Below are 13,554 nucleotides of genomic sequence, written 5' to 3'. Positions count from 1 at the left end.
GCCTTTTCACAGTTTGCTCAACGGCGCCAAGTGGCGAAGATCGCGAACCTGTGGCATGCTACACAGCAATTCTTAGTCGCAAATTTTGAGATTGCATCCATGGCAACAGCAACACCATCAGTACCCGAAAACCCGTTCATTCTCGTAGACGGTTCATCGTATTTATTTCGAGCATTTTATGCGCCCCCGCACTTGACCAATTCGGCAGGTGAGCCGACGGGTGCAATATACGGTGTCGTCAACATGCTCAGAAGCCTTTTGAAAAAATATAAGCCGTCGCATATGGCGGTGGTGTTTGATGCCAAGGGTACGACATTTCGCAATGAAATTTACGCTGAATACAAAGCTCATCGTCCGCCGATGCCTGACGATTTGCGTCAACAGATTGAACCGTTGCATCAAATCGTCAAAGCGCTCGGGCTTCCGCTACTGTGCATAGATGATGTTGAGGCCGATGATGTGATTGGCACTTTAGCCGAGCAAGCGGGAAAAGAGGGGCGATTTACCCTAATTAGCACCGGCGATAAAGATATGGCGCAGTTAGTAAATGATCACGTCATGCTAATTAACACCATGACTGACACGTTATTGGATTATGACGGTGTAGTGGCCAAGTATGGTGTGAAGCCAGAGCAGATGATTGATCTCCTGTCATTGATGGGAGACAGCTCAGATAATATTCCAGGATTGCCTAAAGTAGGCGAGAAGACAGCGTTAGCAATGTTACAAGGCATGGCGTCTATCGATGCGATGTTGGCGGACCCAGACGCAATCGCTAAGTTGGATTTTCGTGGTGCGAAAACCATGCCTGATAAGCTTCGCGAAAATACGGATATTCTGTTGTTATCGCGCGAGTTGGCAACAATTAAACTCGATGTCCCGTTGGAATTGCGTCCTGACCAGCTGACGATTCAGCCAGCGAATCGAGATGAGCTTATTCAGCTTTATAAACAGTGCGAATTCCGCCGTTGGCTAGCAGAAGTGATGGATGAAGGTGCGGTCACGGACCAAGTGTTGGGACACGAACAACCGACGGCGTCTAATAATGATACACCAGTGAGTCATGACGACTACGAAACGGTGACGACCGAAGCGCGTTTTAAGCACTGGTTGAAGGAACTAGAGCAAGCGGAATACTTCGCTTTTGATACTGAAACAACCAGCTTAAATTACATGGAAGCTGAACTCGTGGGTCTCTCGTTTGCCATCAAGCCTGGTCAAGCTTGTTACATTCCAGTCGCTCACGATTATCCTGGCGCGCCTGAGCAACTCGATCGTGCTTGGGTACTCGAACAGCTAAAACCGCTACTTGAATCGAAGCAGCCGAAGTTAATTGGTCAAAACTTAAAATACGATAGCCATATACTGCGCCGTTACAACATTCGTGTGGGCGCCATTCATAACGACACCATGCTGGCGTCGTATGTATTTAATAGTGTTGGCTCGCGTCACGATATGGACAGTTTGAGTTTGCAGTATTTAGGTCACAAAGCGATTTCGTTTGAAGACATTGCTGGCAAAGGCGCGAAGCAATTAACCTTTAATCAAATCGGCTTAGATCAAGCCGCCCCTTATGCGGCAGAAGATGCTGATGTCACTTTACAGCTGCATCACAAGCTTTGGCACGAAGTAAGCCAAGCGAAGTCGTTATTGAATGTTCTGCAAACCATTGAGCTGCCCTTATTACCGGTGCTGGTAGATATGGAGCAGCGTGGGGTACAAATTGACGCCCCGTTACTGGCAAAACAGAGTCATGAAATCGCAATGGAGCTGCAGCAGCTCGAGAAAAAAGCTTACGACATTGCTGGTGAGGAATTTAATCTGAGTTCAACCAAGCAATTACAGACGATTTTGTTCGACAAACTGCAATTACCAGTGCTGAAAAAAACGCCAAAGGGTGCACCTTCAACGGCCGAAGAGGTGTTACAAGAATTAGCACTCGATTATCCGCTACCGGATGTCATTATGCGTCATCGCGGATTGAGTAAACTGAAGTCAACGTACACGGACAAGTTACCGAAAATGGTCAATCCGCGCACGCATCGCATCCATACCTCATATCACCAAGCAGTCACAGCGACCGGGCGGTTGTCATCGAGCGATCCGAACCTCCAGAACATTCCGATTCGTACTGAAGCGGGGCGCCGTGTTCGCCAGGCTTTTACTGCGCCGGCCGGTTATAAGATTATGGCGATTGACTATAGCCAAATTGAGTTGCGCATTATGGCACATCTGTCGCAAGACCCAGCGCTGGTTGAAGCGTTCTCAAAAGGTAGAGACATTCACAAAGCGACAGCCTCAGAGGTGTTTGGTGTGGCATTAGAGCAGGTCACGAGTGAACAACGCCGCCGTGCCAAAGCGGTTAACTTTGGTCTGATTTACGGTATGTCTGCGTTTGGGCTTGCGCGTCAGCTCGATATTCCTCGCCAAGAAGCACAAGATTATATGGATAAATATTTTGACCGATTCCCAGGCGTATTGAAGTACATGGAAGACACCCGAGCGCAAGCGAAGCGTGACGGTTACGTTGAAACAATTTATGGGCGCCGTTTGCAACTTCCAGAGATTAAGTCGCAGAACGGGATGCGTCGTAAGGCGGCTGAGCGAGCGGCAATCAACGCACCTATGCAAGGAACAGCAGCTGATATTATTAAGCGCGCCATGATTGCTGTGGCGGACTACATTAATACACAGGTACCTAAAGAAGATGTGCATATGATCATGCAAGTGCACGATGAATTGGTTTTTGAAGTACGAGATGACAAAGTGTCCGAATATCAGCAAAAGCTTGCCGAGATCATGGAGCAAGCCGCGGAACTTAAGGTGCCGTTAATTGCCGAAGCAGGTGTTGGGAACAACTGGGACGAGGCGCACTAAAAATAATTTCAGAAAAATGAAAAATTTTTTGAACTATTTTTTGAACAGCCAGTCTGAATCAGTGAAAGGCGCATTAAACGAATCGAGTTCGTTTGTCATTACCTTTCTGAGATGTTCTCTCCCTGGATTGTAAGAACTTTTGCCCGGCTTCATGCCGGGCTTTTTCTTTCTATAGCCCAAACGTTTATGCGGTCGGTGCAACGCGAGGTTTTCGAGCGCGGCGATTCGCAATAAATACACCCGCTAAAATAGCCGCCATGCCAACAGCGTGCTCAACCAAGAACGGCTCACCATCAATGACCCCGAGTATTAATGCAACAATCGGAATGAGATAAGTAACAGAGCTTGTGAATGTGGTATCTGTCATTTTTACGACGGTATTAAAAATTACCAATGCCATTGCCGTGCCGACAACACCGAGGATTAAAATGGCCGAGAGCGAGAAGTATGCGTCGGGCTGGGTTCCGAGTTGCTCAATAAACGGTGTAGCGAATAGCAAATAAACTAATGCCGGAGGAGCCACGAGAAACAGACTAACCCCAGTAATCGTGAGCGCGCCTAAATCAGGTATATGATGCTTAATCAGGTTAAGATTTATGCCGTAGCAAATCGTTGCCACAACAATTAGCAAAGCGTAAGTATTGAATTGAAATTCACCACTCGCATTAGCGGTAATCAAAATAACCGTACCTGCCAAGCCTATCAAAACCCCAATCCATTGCTGTACCACGACGATTTGATGAAAAACGAGTACGCCTATCAACAACGTGGCCAACGGAGTAAAGGTATTAAGCACACCAGTCACACCGCTCGGTAGCTCTGTTTGAGCAAAAGCAAATAAAAAAGCCGGGATAAAACTACCCACTAAACCCACGGAAATGAGCTTCGGCCAGTGGTGACGTTGAACGGTTTTAAAACGTTGCATTAAAAACGGCAACAGCACAAAGCCCGCTGAGGCAATGCGAATAGCCGCGAGTTGATCAGGCCGAAATGCAATCAGACCTTTTTTGATCAAAATAAACGAGCTGCCCCAAATCATAGCGAGCAGCAATAGTAATAACCAAGCTTTTAATGGTGGCGTTTCATTCTGCTGCATCGGTGTTAACCGTTGCGTCTGCTGGCGTGTTGAGCCAGTTAGAGAGAATGACTTCAACTTGCGGAAGGCCGATTTTGTTGTGCGAGGAAAACATCTCTACTTGCACACCGTCACCAAACACCAGCGCTGCTTCGCGTGCTTGCAGTAACGTGCTTTTACGTTGGCTTGGCTTTAACTTGTCGGCTTTTGTCAGCAATACCAACACCGGAATACCGCAATCGGTTGCCCAATGCAGTAAATCCTGATCGGTATCACGGTACGGATGGCGGATATCCATCAATAATACGAGACCGCGCAGTGACTGACGTTTTTGTAAATATTCACTCAGAGCGAGGTTCCACTTTTCTTTCACCTCAAGTGGAACTTTGGCGTAGCCATAGCCTGGCAAATCGATTAAACGTTTATTCGGTTGCACCTCAAAAACGTTAATAAGCTGCGTTCGCCCCGGTGTTTTACTGGTGCGCGCGAGAGCTTTTTGGCGGGTGATGGTGTTTAATGCACTGGATTTCCCGGCATTCGAACGCCCCGCAAAAGCGATTTCGACCCCTGAATCTTCAGGCAATTGTCGAATATTTGCGGCACTCGTGATAAATTTTGTGGGCTGAAAGTTTAACGTGGTATTCATAAACGTATTAGGCGACCTCATTTGAAACCACATAGTAGCATGATTAGACGTTTAATCCTTACAACTTTTGTGTAAAATAGCGTCTGTTACAACTACCCAGAGCAGAGATATCGATCATGAAAAAAATCGCAATGTTCGTAGGCCTGTACCTTGGCTTAACTGGTATTGCCATGGCAGCAACTGGCGATGCGGAAGCAGGACAACAGAAATCCGCAGTATGTGCTGCGTGTCACGGGCCGGATGGTAATGCGGCATCTGATATGTATCCGAAAATTGCTGGTCAGCACGAAAGCTACCTGTTGAAGCAACTGAAAGATTATAAACTCGCTGCAGATACTGGCGGTGAGCAAGGTCGTGCTAACGCGATCATGCAGGGCCAAGTGATGATGCTCAGTGAACAAGATATGGCTGACTTAGCGGCATATTTTGCGTCACAAGAAATGGAAGGTGGTGCAGCACCAGAAGACGTGATTGCTGCAGGTAAGAAATTGTTTGCAGCAGGCGATGAGTCTCGCGGTATCGCCGCTTGTGCAGCATGTCACGGTCCGCGCGGCGACGGCATGGCGTTAGCTAACTTCCCAAATATTTCAGGTCAACACGCTGCATATACCAAGCAACAGCTTGAATTATTCCGTAGTGGCGAGCGCGCTAACGACATGAACAATATGATGCGTGATGTAGCGAGCAAGCTAACCGATAAAGATATCGAAATTTTATCTCAATATATTCAAGGCTTGTATTAATCAAGCGATTAGAAAGGCAGCGAAAGCTGCCTTTTTTGTTTTTTTGTTGCAAAAAAATGTAAGAAAATCCTTTGAAAATAGCGGGTTTGTCTAAAAAGTTATAAAGATTTTTGTTTTTAGAACATAATAATCATTGATAATTCGGCACGAATCAGTACTCTGAATGCCATTGGATTTTCGGGAAGCCACATATTATAAGGCTTCGCCAGTAATCAGATTTAAAATCCAGGGAATAACAACACGGCCAGGAGGCCGACTTTTAACCAAGCAGAATAAAAATAATAGAGCTCGGTTAATGCGCTTAGATAATAACAATAATAATAAAAGACTCACGGACGTTATAATTAAAAACATGGAAGATAATGACAACCGTTCTCGAAATCGCACGTGCGCTGTGTGAAAGAATGAGAATAAATCAGGCGATGGCAACATCGCCTTTTTTATTGCCTGCTAGATCAGTTAAACTATGCGAGACGTTTGCAAGCATAATAAGCTTAAGCCAACGTATTCAATTTAACTGTTCTGGAAACACACATGACACGCGTCAAGAAAACCCGCAAAACCGGCCCGCTTGCTCCAGCCAAAAAAGTTCAAAAGGATTGGGAGCAACCGAAGGCAAAATCAGCACCGCAGAAACCGACGCACAAAACCAAAGGGCGTAAGCCAGGTAGTCGTTTTAATCTGCCGTCAAATCAGACGAAAGGTCAGGGCGCAGGTGGTAAACAGCAACCACAAGACCCGCGTCATGGTAGTAAGAAGCCAATTACTCTCGTCGACCCAAATCAAGCAACACCTGTTGTGCAGCAGCCTAGCTTTGATCGTAAAGCCGCGCTGGCTGAACTAGCCGCTATTGAGAACGACGAGCGTCTCCAAGCGCTACTAGAACGCGCAGAAGACGGCGAAACGCTTAATGCCAGTGATACAAAGTACATGGAAGAGCGTACTGAGAGATTCGCACAGCTTGCCGAACAACTCGGTATTGAGCTGGATGACGGCGAAGATGACGATTTCGACGACTTAGACTTCGATGACGACTTTGAGGATGACGATGACAGAAGCTAACTTTCCAGTGTGGGTGTGGTTTGCCATTGCTTTAGGCAGTGTCATTATTGTTGGCCTAGCTTTTTATGCTGGGCGTTTGCTGGCGCAACTAAAGGCGCAAAACCAGCGTCGCGACCAAGCTTTGGCAAAGCGAAATGAAAACCTACACGAAAGTATTGTCACAATTGCTAAGGCGATGGAGCAGAGACAATGCCCGTTGTCCGAGGGCGCGTTGCGCTTGGTGGTATTGCTTGATTTACGCGTCGAGTCTACGCAAGCCGGTTATGCTAAAAAGTATCCGTCGTTACACGATATGTATGAACGGATAAAGCACATGCCGACTCATGAGGCGCGCAAGCAGTATCCAAAAGCTGAAATTCGCAAAATGGACAATGAGCGAGAGGGCTACGAAAAAGAGCTGGAGAACGTCATTTTACAAGACGTCCGCCAGCTCTTAAAAGATTTCGCTTAGGTTATTGTTTGTAAACAGTACCGTCTTTCACTACCAAATTGATATTGCTAAGCAGGGAGATATCGTTCAACGGATTTCCCTGTACGGCAACCACATCGGCACGTTTACCCACTTCAATCGTACCTATATCCGTCACGCCAAGAAGTTTGGAAGCTTCTGCGGTTGCACTGCGAATAGCAACTAATGGCGGCATACCGGCTTCGACCATGTAAATAAACTCGCGATAGTTTTCGCCATGATCGTAGACACCGGCATCAGTACCAAAGGCGATTTTAACACCAGCTTTGTAGGCTTCAGCGAACGTACTTTGAATCTTTGGACCAATTGCCGCAGCTTTTGGACGCACTAACTCTGGGAAGAAGCCATCAATTTTGGCACGATCAGCAACCGAGCGTCCGGCCGTAATTGTTGGCACGTAATACACGCCCTTTTTCTTCATGGCACGCATGACTTCTTCGTCCATATAAGTGCCGTGCTCAATGGAATCAACACCGGCTTCAATAGCGCGAAGCATGCCTTCTTTACCATGCGCGTGTACTGTGACCTTCATTTCATAATCTTTTGCAGTATCAACAACGGCCTTTAGCTCATCCATCATGAACTGCGGGTTATGACCACTTTTGGCAACGCTTAGAACACCACCAGTCACGGTTAGCTTGATCAAATCTGAGCCGTCTTGATAACGAGCGCGAACGGCTTGACGAGCTTCGTATGGGCCGTTAAGAACACCATCCGCTGGTGTTGGCGTTTCGTATAAACCAGCATGTGCGCCATTGGTTGGGTCAGCGTGACCACCGGTGGTTGCGAGCGATTTACCTGCAGTATAAATACGTGGGCCAATCACTTTACCGGCATTCACAGCGTTACGCAGCGCGATACTCGCATTGTATGAATCACCTAAATCACGAACTGTCGTGAACCCAGCCATCAAAGTTTTCCGAGCATAATTAACGGCATCTAAAGTCACATCCGGCGCACCTTTGGTAAATTTATTCATATAGCTACCAGGGCCGAGCTGTGAGGTTAAGTGCGTGTGCATATCAATGAAACCAGGCATCACCGTGCCGTCTCGACGGTCGATCACCACGTCGCCTTGTTGCGGTTGTTTAAAACCTTTTTCGATCGCTTTAATGGTGCCTGCATCAATTACGACAGTCATCTCAGCTTTAGGATTCGCTTGAGTACCATCAATTAAGGTACCCGCATAAATAAGCGTGTCGGCATGAGCTGTTGAAGCCAAGCCTAACGCCACAGATACTGCTAATAATTTCCGCATGTGATTTACCTCGTTTTATTTTTGCTATAGTCAACACAGTAGCGAGTAATTGCTGTATCGGCAACGAACCGGTGAGCATTTAACCGCTTAAACTGAGTGAACTGACGCAACGATGATTAAATCTTGGTATAATACCGCTCTTAATGACACCGATTAGGCAGTACATTTCATGTTCAAACGCGTTCGAGAAGATATCCAAAGTGTTTTTGCCCGCGATCCTGCGGCGCGAAATGCTTTTGAAGTGCTCACCACCTATCCAGGGCTGCATGCCATTTGGTGGCACCGCTTGAGTCATAAGCTGTGGACGTGGCGTTGGTATTGGCTGGCGCGTTTTGTATCGACGATTTCGCGTTGGCTCACCGGTGTCGAAATTCATCCAGGTGCGAAAATCGGACGCCGTTTCTTCATCGATCACGGGATGGGTGTGGTGATTGGTGAAACAGCTGAAATTGGTGATGATGTCACTATCTATCATGGTGTTACACTCGGCGGTACCAGTTGGAATCAGGGCAAACGCCATCCGACGCTTGGCAACGGCGTTGTCATTGGTGCCGGCGCTAAAGTACTTGGCCCGTTAGTGATTGGTGAAAACGCACGCATTGGCTCTAATGCCGTGGTGGTGAAAGATGTTCCCGCCGAAGTAACCGTGGTCGGCATACCGGCCCGTGTTGCGCGCAGTGCTGCCACATCAGAAACCTCAGAAGTAACGAAGCGTCGGCAAGAAATTGCGAAACAGTACGGTTTTGATGCATATGCCATTTCCGCAGACAACCCCGATCCTGTCGCAACTGCGATCGGTCGGATGTTAGATCACGTACACTTGCTTGACCAAAAAGTGAGCGATTTATGTTGCGCGGTTAACAAGCTTGGCGGTAATGTATGTGAAGAAATACCGGATGTAGATTTAGACGATATGGACTTCCTTCAAGCAGAACAGGAAGCAGCTGAACGTCGTCAGCAAGAGAAGCAGCAGGAAAAACAGTAAAAAAAGAGGGCAGCATTAGTCGAGCAGGTTATGGCGACTCACTCTTGACGATATCCAGTTGCTAGCGGAGGTAATCATGAAGCTAGCAAAAACACTACTCACCGTTTTATCACTGTCAGTGCTGGCCGGTTGTAGCAGCCAAGCAGCAATGAATTCATTGATAGAACGCCATCAAAACGCGCAAATGCCGAGTTTGAATAGTGCGTTATTTGCGCCACAACAATCTGTTGTTTCGGCCCAGCAATTATTTGCCCTAACGACTTCGCAACAGCACGACTTCTTGCTTGATTACAACGGGCGCCTAAGCGATTTACCAGAACATGAACGCATTAGTGCATATCTGCATGATTTAACCTTTGGGTTTAATTATAAAGAGCAAACCTATACCGCTAGCGAAGCCTTTGCACTAAGCGCCGGTAACTGTATGGCCTTGGCGATATTGACGAAGAGTTTGGCTGATTTAGTTGCAGTGGAAATAAAATTCCAGCGCGTCACTAATGCCCCAGTGTTTGATCGCAATAATAATGTGGTGTTGGTTTCTGATCATGTCCGTGCGCGCTTGTACAAGCCGTATGAAGCTAGCCAAGATAACGAAAACAATACTCTGTTGAAGCGCGCCTGGGTGGTGGTGGATTATTTTCCGTCTTCAGCATCACAAAATGCGGAGATGATTACCGACACCCAGTTTCTCGCGCTGTATTATCGTAATCGTGCCGCTGAATTGATGGTTGATGGTCGTATTGATGATGCCTACGCTTACGCTAGTGAAGCGTTAAAATACACGCCTAAAGATAGTGAAGTCATCAATATCTTGGGGCTGTTGCATGGCCGTAAACAGGATAGCCGGAGTGCCGAACAACTATTTAGCTATGCATTAAGTTTGGATGCTGACAATCTTAACGTGTTGCACAATTACCAAGCGCTTGCAAAGCGTCAGCAGCGAACTGATTTAGTGGCTGAGCTTGAACAGCGCATCCAATCGATACCAGAGGCAAATCCATACGTCTGGATTGCGTTAGGCGACGCAGCATTTGAGCAAAATCAGTTAGAAACTGCGATGATGATGTACCGGAAGGCGGCAAAACAGGCACCTTATGTGCATGAAGCTTACTGGGGACAAGCACGCGTCTATGTCGCCCAAGGTGAAACACAACAAGCGCGTCGTATTCTTGACAAAGGTTTACGTGAAGCACGCATGTCAGCAACCAAAGGTCGGTTTAAAACCGGTTGGTACAGCTATCAAGAACAGGCACAAAAAAAGCCGCTCGATTGAGCGGCTTTTGGGAATTCTTCGCTAGAAGAAACGTAATTACATAGGAACTACGTTAGAAGCCTGTGGGCCTTTAGGACCTTGTTCGATAGTGAACTGAACAGTTTGGCCTTCAGCTAAGGTTTTGAAACCGTCTGATTGGATAGCAGAGAAATGTACGAATACGTCTGCGCCTTGCTCTTGCTCGATGAAACCGAAACCTTTAGCTTCGTTAAAGAATTTTACTTTACCAGTTACTGTAGACATGCTGTGATTCCTCGTATTGCATGTGAAAATCTAGGGTATTGCTAATAAAAATTACGTGTATTACTTGGGGACTTACAAAACGAGGTACAGCAATTGACTTCGTAACAGGCCACAATTAGACAGCCGAATTTTTCTAGCGACGGCCAGTATACGCTGATCCTACCCCCTGTCAATTAAAGATTTATTAACGCTTATAAGGGGTTTAGCCGCGTATCCAGTTCTTAGTGATGTGCCGGAACTGGTCAGTTCCTGAACGATATAACCATTCGTAGGCCGCCATTTCTGATGAAATAATCACCACGCCTTCTTGGCGCATACGTTTTAATGCCGTTTGTTTGTCGCTATCTCGGCGCGAGCCAACAGCATCTTCCACCACGAATACCTGGTAGTCATCGGCAATTAAATCGAGCGCAGTTTGCAAAATGCACACGTGCGTTTCCATACCCATCAATATGACTTGTGAGCGATTAATTTCGTTAATCGCATTTACAAAATTAGGTTCTTGCACGGCGCTGAAATGCAATTTCTCAATAACTTGCGCATTCTCAATCACACCAGAGAGGTCATCAACACTAATGCCAAGTCCTTTCGGGTATTGTTCCGTTACCAGCACAGGAACATCTAATTCGTTCGCTATTTCGCCAAGCCACCGCATACGCGCAATCAGTTGGTCGCGTTGGTGAATAACCGGTGCCAGTTTTTCTTGTGCATCAACAATAACAAGTACGCTTTGGTCTGCTTTCATCAGCATGGTGAAAACTCCGTTGAATCAAATTAAATGAATTATGCCGCAAAGTGATTGCTATTCCTAATGCTTGGCGATACTTTGACCACACAGGCAACGTAACAGGGAAAGTCAGAAGGACGCTGGCCATGCCGAATCAATCCGCCGATGCTCTACTGCAGAGCTTTCGTAACAAAGTCACCCGCAACATCGTGTGGGCAGGTGCTATTACGCAATTATTATTAGCCGGCGCGCAGCTCTGGCTAGCACATTATCTACAAGCGGTAATCATGTTTGCTGCCGCCGCAGTTCTCGGTGTTATTGCTTATTCTTATCGTCGCCAGCGCATTCCCGATTTTTGGCGCGTAATTTTCATGGCGTTACTTACCGCTATCTGTGTTGTTTCGATTCGAAATAATGGCACATTAGGTGTGTACTGGGCCTACCCATTGTTAGTCGCTAGCTTTTTTATGTTTCGTGATGGTTATGCCATTGCCTTAGCATCTGCTGTAACCATAGTGATGAGTATGGCGGCTGTACTTTACATGCCGAGCGGCGACGCCTGGCGTATTGCGGCCTCGCTGCTCGTTATTCTGGTTCTCGGTGGTGTGTTTGTGGTGATGCTTGGGCGTATGCAGAAACTTCTACACCAATTGGTGGTTACCGACACGCTTACTGGGTTGCAGAATCGCCATCGCGTCAATAACGTCTTGAGTCAGTTAATTCATAACTTCCGCCGATATCATCGACCAGCAAGTTTAATCATGCTGGACTTAGATCATTTTAAACTTCTCAACGACAAACATGGCCATCTCTTTGGTGACCAAATGTTGAAGCAGTTAGCGGCGCGGTTGAAGAAAACGTTACGCATTAACGATCAGTTATTTCGCGTCGGTGGTGAGGAGTTTTTGGTGGTTATGCCCGAAACTGAACTTGAAGAAGCTGTAAAAGTTGCGGAAAAGTTGCGCTTAAATGTTGCCAACAACCCGTTTGATGGAAAAGATGCGCAAGCACACCTCACGGTCAGTATAGGGGTTGCGCAGTTACGCGCGGAACAAACTTGGGCAGAATGGATAAATACGGCAGATACTGCTTTACTTGAAGCGAAGCGCAAAGGTCGCAATCAAGTGTGTAAAGCAGAAAGTTACACCCCAACGGCTTAATTGAGAACGGATATTCATGAACTCGACGGCAGCAGCTCCCTCATTATCATTGAACTTATGGCAACAATTTCGCTTGGTAGCAATGCGTACCATCTATTTTGGTGTTGGCATTGTGATTGCTGTCCTCGCGGGGGTATTGGCAACGGAATCGCGCTGGTTGGAGTCTGGTGCTTTAGTAAGCGTGGCTTTAGCATTTATTCTCACGGGGGTGATTTACCGCAATGAATTAGCCCCGCAGTGGATTAACTTCCTCTTTATCTGCGCACTCGGTACGTTAGTTAGCGTATCAATGAAATCATCGGGCATGATGGGTGTGTATTGGATGTATCCAGTACTTGCCATGGTATTTTTCATGTTTGATCGCACCATCTTTGTGCTCGTGATTATGCTTATTTACGCGTTATTTGCGGCGGTGATGTACCAATTTTTACCGTTTGAATACGCATGGCGAATTGCGCTTTCTATGCTCGTTTTGATTGGCGTTGGCGCAGTCTTTTTAGTCATGATGAGCTACATGCAGCGCAATCTATCGAAATTGTATGCCACCGACCCGTTAACCGGATTTTATCGCCGTGATTATGTGGCTGAAATGATGCAAACTGAGTTAGAGCGTGCAAAGCGCAATCAACAACCCGTTAGCGCCATGCTGCTTGATCTCGATTCGTTCAAAAACGTGAATGACAAATTTGGCTATATGTTTGGCGATGCCGTATTGAAAGAAACGGCCGTTCGGTTGGCTCGGTTTTGCCGCAAAAATGATGTGATGATACGGCACGGTGGCGCAGAATTTTTAGTTATTTTCCCCAACACACCACTGAAGCAAGCAGCTGAAATGACCGGTGAAATGTTAGATAGCCTGCGGCACGAACCATTCTCAGTCAAAAGCATGATGACCACAGTGACGGCTAGTGCTGGTGTGGCGGAGTGGCGCAAAGGGCAAGACTGGGGGCAGTGGCTAGAACGTGCTGATGCAGCAATGGATAAAGCCAAGAGTCAGGGGCGAAATCGATTGAGAATTGCGCAATAAATTTGCACC

The 13,554-nt window shown here is 46.8% G+C and carries 13 protein-coding genes; 8 read left to right on the top strand and 5 right to left on the bottom strand.

The window, feature by feature from the left end; all coding sequences use genetic code 11:
- The first annotated feature begins 99 nt into the window (after window positions 1-99).
- The gene (gene polA / locus BM292_RS09525) at window positions 100-2,877 is read left to right on the top strand and encodes a DNA polymerase I (RefSeq protein ID WP_092858251.1); all 2,778 of its coding nucleotides are present in this window, start codon (window positions 100-102) and stop codon (window positions 2,875-2,877) included.
- A 184-nt stretch (window positions 2,878-3,061) separates the two neighbouring features.
- On the opposite strand, the gene BM292_RS09520 is transcribed toward polA, so the two are convergent.
- A complete protein-coding gene (locus BM292_RS09520; RefSeq protein WP_092857959.1) occupies window positions 3,062-3,973 on the bottom strand; it encodes a DMT family transporter in 912 nt (303 codons plus the stop codon).
- Window positions 3,960-4,598: a ribosome biogenesis GTP-binding protein YihA/YsxC gene (yihA, locus tag BM292_RS09515; protein ID WP_092857957.1), complete on the bottom strand. Its 639-nt coding sequence runs from the start codon at window positions 4,596-4,598 to the stop codon at window positions 3,960-3,962. The genes BM292_RS09520 and yihA overlap by 14 nt, the downstream gene beginning before the upstream one ends.
- A gap of 116 nt (window positions 4,599-4,714) precedes the next feature.
- Between yihA and BM292_RS09510 the strand changes: the two genes are divergently transcribed.
- The 3 genes from BM292_RS09510 (at window position 4,715) to BM292_RS09500 (ending at window position 6,854) form a co-directional block, all read left to right on the top strand.
- Window positions 4,715-5,341 carry a c-type cytochrome gene (locus BM292_RS09510; protein WP_092857955.1) on the top strand — a complete coding sequence of 209 codons (627 nt, stop codon included), beginning with the start codon at window positions 4,715-4,717 and terminating at the stop codon, window positions 5,339-5,341.
- Between the two features lie 534 nt (window positions 5,342-5,875).
- Window positions 5,876-6,403 (top strand): Der GTPase-activating protein YihI, encoded by a 528-nt coding sequence (gene yihI, locus BM292_RS09505; protein ID WP_092857953.1) that lies wholly within the window; start codon window positions 5,876-5,878, stop codon window positions 6,401-6,403.
- Complete coding sequence (locus BM292_RS09500) at window positions 6,390-6,854, top strand: DUF2489 domain-containing protein (protein ID WP_092857951.1); 465 nt, start codon at window positions 6,390-6,392, stop codon at window positions 6,852-6,854. The genes yihI and BM292_RS09500 overlap by 14 nt, the downstream gene beginning before the upstream one ends.
- A 1-nt stretch (window position 6,855) precedes the next feature.
- Here the strand turns inward: BM292_RS09500 and BM292_RS09495 are convergent, their stop codons facing one another.
- Entirely contained in the window at window positions 6,856-8,130 is a 1,275-nt protein-coding gene (locus tag BM292_RS09495; RefSeq protein ID WP_092857949.1) for a metal-dependent hydrolase family protein, read from the bottom strand.
- Window positions 8,131-8,299: 169 nt separating this feature from the next.
- On the opposite strand from BM292_RS09495, the gene cysE reads away from it, so the two are divergent.
- Together cysE and BM292_RS09485 are read left to right on the top strand one after the other, a co-directional pair.
- Window positions 8,300-9,115, top strand: a complete 816-nt coding sequence (cysE, locus tag BM292_RS09490) for a serine O-acetyltransferase (protein ID WP_092857947.1) — start codon at window positions 8,300-8,302, stop codon at window positions 9,113-9,115.
- Between the two features lie 76 nt (window positions 9,116-9,191).
- Complete coding sequence (locus BM292_RS09485) at window positions 9,192-10,388, top strand: tetratricopeptide repeat protein (protein WP_092857945.1); 1,197 nt, start codon at window positions 9,192-9,194, stop codon at window positions 10,386-10,388.
- Window positions 10,389-10,424: 36 nt separating this feature from the next.
- On the opposite strand, the gene BM292_RS09480 is transcribed toward BM292_RS09485, so the two are convergent.
- Complete coding sequence (locus BM292_RS09480) at window positions 10,425-10,631, bottom strand: cold-shock protein (protein ID WP_055439451.1); 207 nt, start codon at window positions 10,629-10,631, stop codon at window positions 10,425-10,427.
- A 202-nt stretch (window positions 10,632-10,833) separates the two neighbouring features.
- Window positions 10,834-11,382, bottom strand: coding sequence for a hydrolase (locus tag BM292_RS09475; protein WP_092857943.1), 549 nt, complete (start codon window positions 11,380-11,382; stop codon window positions 10,834-10,836).
- Window positions 11,383-11,504: 122 nt separating this feature from the next.
- Here BM292_RS09475 and BM292_RS09470 point away from each other — a divergent pair, with 122 nt between their 5' ends.
- On the top strand, window positions 11,505-12,518 hold the full coding sequence (locus BM292_RS09470; RefSeq protein ID WP_092857941.1) for a GGDEF domain-containing protein: 1,014 nt from the start codon (window positions 11,505-11,507) through the stop codon (window positions 12,516-12,518).
- A gap of 16 nt (window positions 12,519-12,534) precedes the next feature.
- Entirely contained in the window at window positions 12,535-13,545 is a 1,011-nt protein-coding gene (locus BM292_RS09465) for a GGDEF domain-containing protein (protein ID WP_092857939.1), read from the top strand.
- Window positions 13,546-13,554 lie beyond the last annotated feature (9 nt).

It is taken from the genome of Pseudidiomarina tainanensis (genome assembly GCF_900115255.1).
GTDB lineage: Bacteria > Pseudomonadota > Gammaproteobacteria > Enterobacterales > Alteromonadaceae > Pseudidiomarina > Pseudidiomarina tainanensis.
Note: the sequence above shows the minus strand (reverse complement) of the source record. Positions and strands in the feature narration are given on the sequence as shown.

What these genes read in the sequence shown, in the direction of transcription:
- BM292_RS09470 (WP_092857941.1), top strand. Translation starts at nt 11,505, where the DNA reads ATGCCGAATCAATCCGCCGATGCTCTACTGCAGAGCTTTCGTAACAAA.
- BM292_RS09495 (WP_092857949.1), bottom strand. Translation starts at nt 8,130, where the DNA reads ATGCGGAAATTATTAGCAGTATCTGTGGCGTTAGGCTTGGCTTCAACA.
- BM292_RS09510 (WP_092857955.1), top strand. Translation starts at nt 4,715, where the DNA reads ATGAAAAAAATCGCAATGTTCGTAGGCCTGTACCTTGGCTTAACTGGT.
- yihA (WP_092857957.1), bottom strand. Translation starts at nt 4,598, where the DNA reads ATGAATACCACGTTAAACTTTCAGCCCACAAAATTTATCACGAGTGCC.
- BM292_RS09465 (WP_092857939.1), top strand. Translation starts at nt 12,535, where the DNA reads ATGAACTCGACGGCAGCAGCTCCCTCATTATCATTGAACTTATGGCAA.
- BM292_RS09480 (WP_055439451.1), bottom strand. Translation starts at nt 10,631, where the DNA reads ATGTCTACAGTAACTGGTAAAGTAAAATTCTTTAACGAAGCTAAAGGT.
- BM292_RS09475 (WP_092857943.1), bottom strand. Translation starts at nt 11,382, where the DNA reads ATGCTGATGAAAGCAGACCAAAGCGTACTTGTTATTGTTGATGCACAA.
- polA (WP_092858251.1), top strand. Translation starts at nt 100, where the DNA reads ATGGCAACAGCAACACCATCAGTACCCGAAAACCCGTTCATTCTCGTA.
- BM292_RS09520 (WP_092857959.1), bottom strand. Translation starts at nt 3,973, where the DNA reads ATGCAGCAGAATGAAACGCCACCATTAAAAGCTTGGTTATTACTATTG.
- BM292_RS09485 (WP_092857945.1), top strand. Translation starts at nt 9,192, where the DNA reads ATGAAGCTAGCAAAAACACTACTCACCGTTTTATCACTGTCAGTGCTG.
- yihI (WP_092857953.1), top strand. Translation starts at nt 5,876, where the DNA reads ATGACACGCGTCAAGAAAACCCGCAAAACCGGCCCGCTTGCTCCAGCC.
- BM292_RS09500 (WP_092857951.1), top strand. Translation starts at nt 6,390, where the DNA reads ATGACAGAAGCTAACTTTCCAGTGTGGGTGTGGTTTGCCATTGCTTTA.
- cysE (WP_092857947.1), top strand. Translation starts at nt 8,300, where the DNA reads ATGTTCAAACGCGTTCGAGAAGATATCCAAAGTGTTTTTGCCCGCGAT.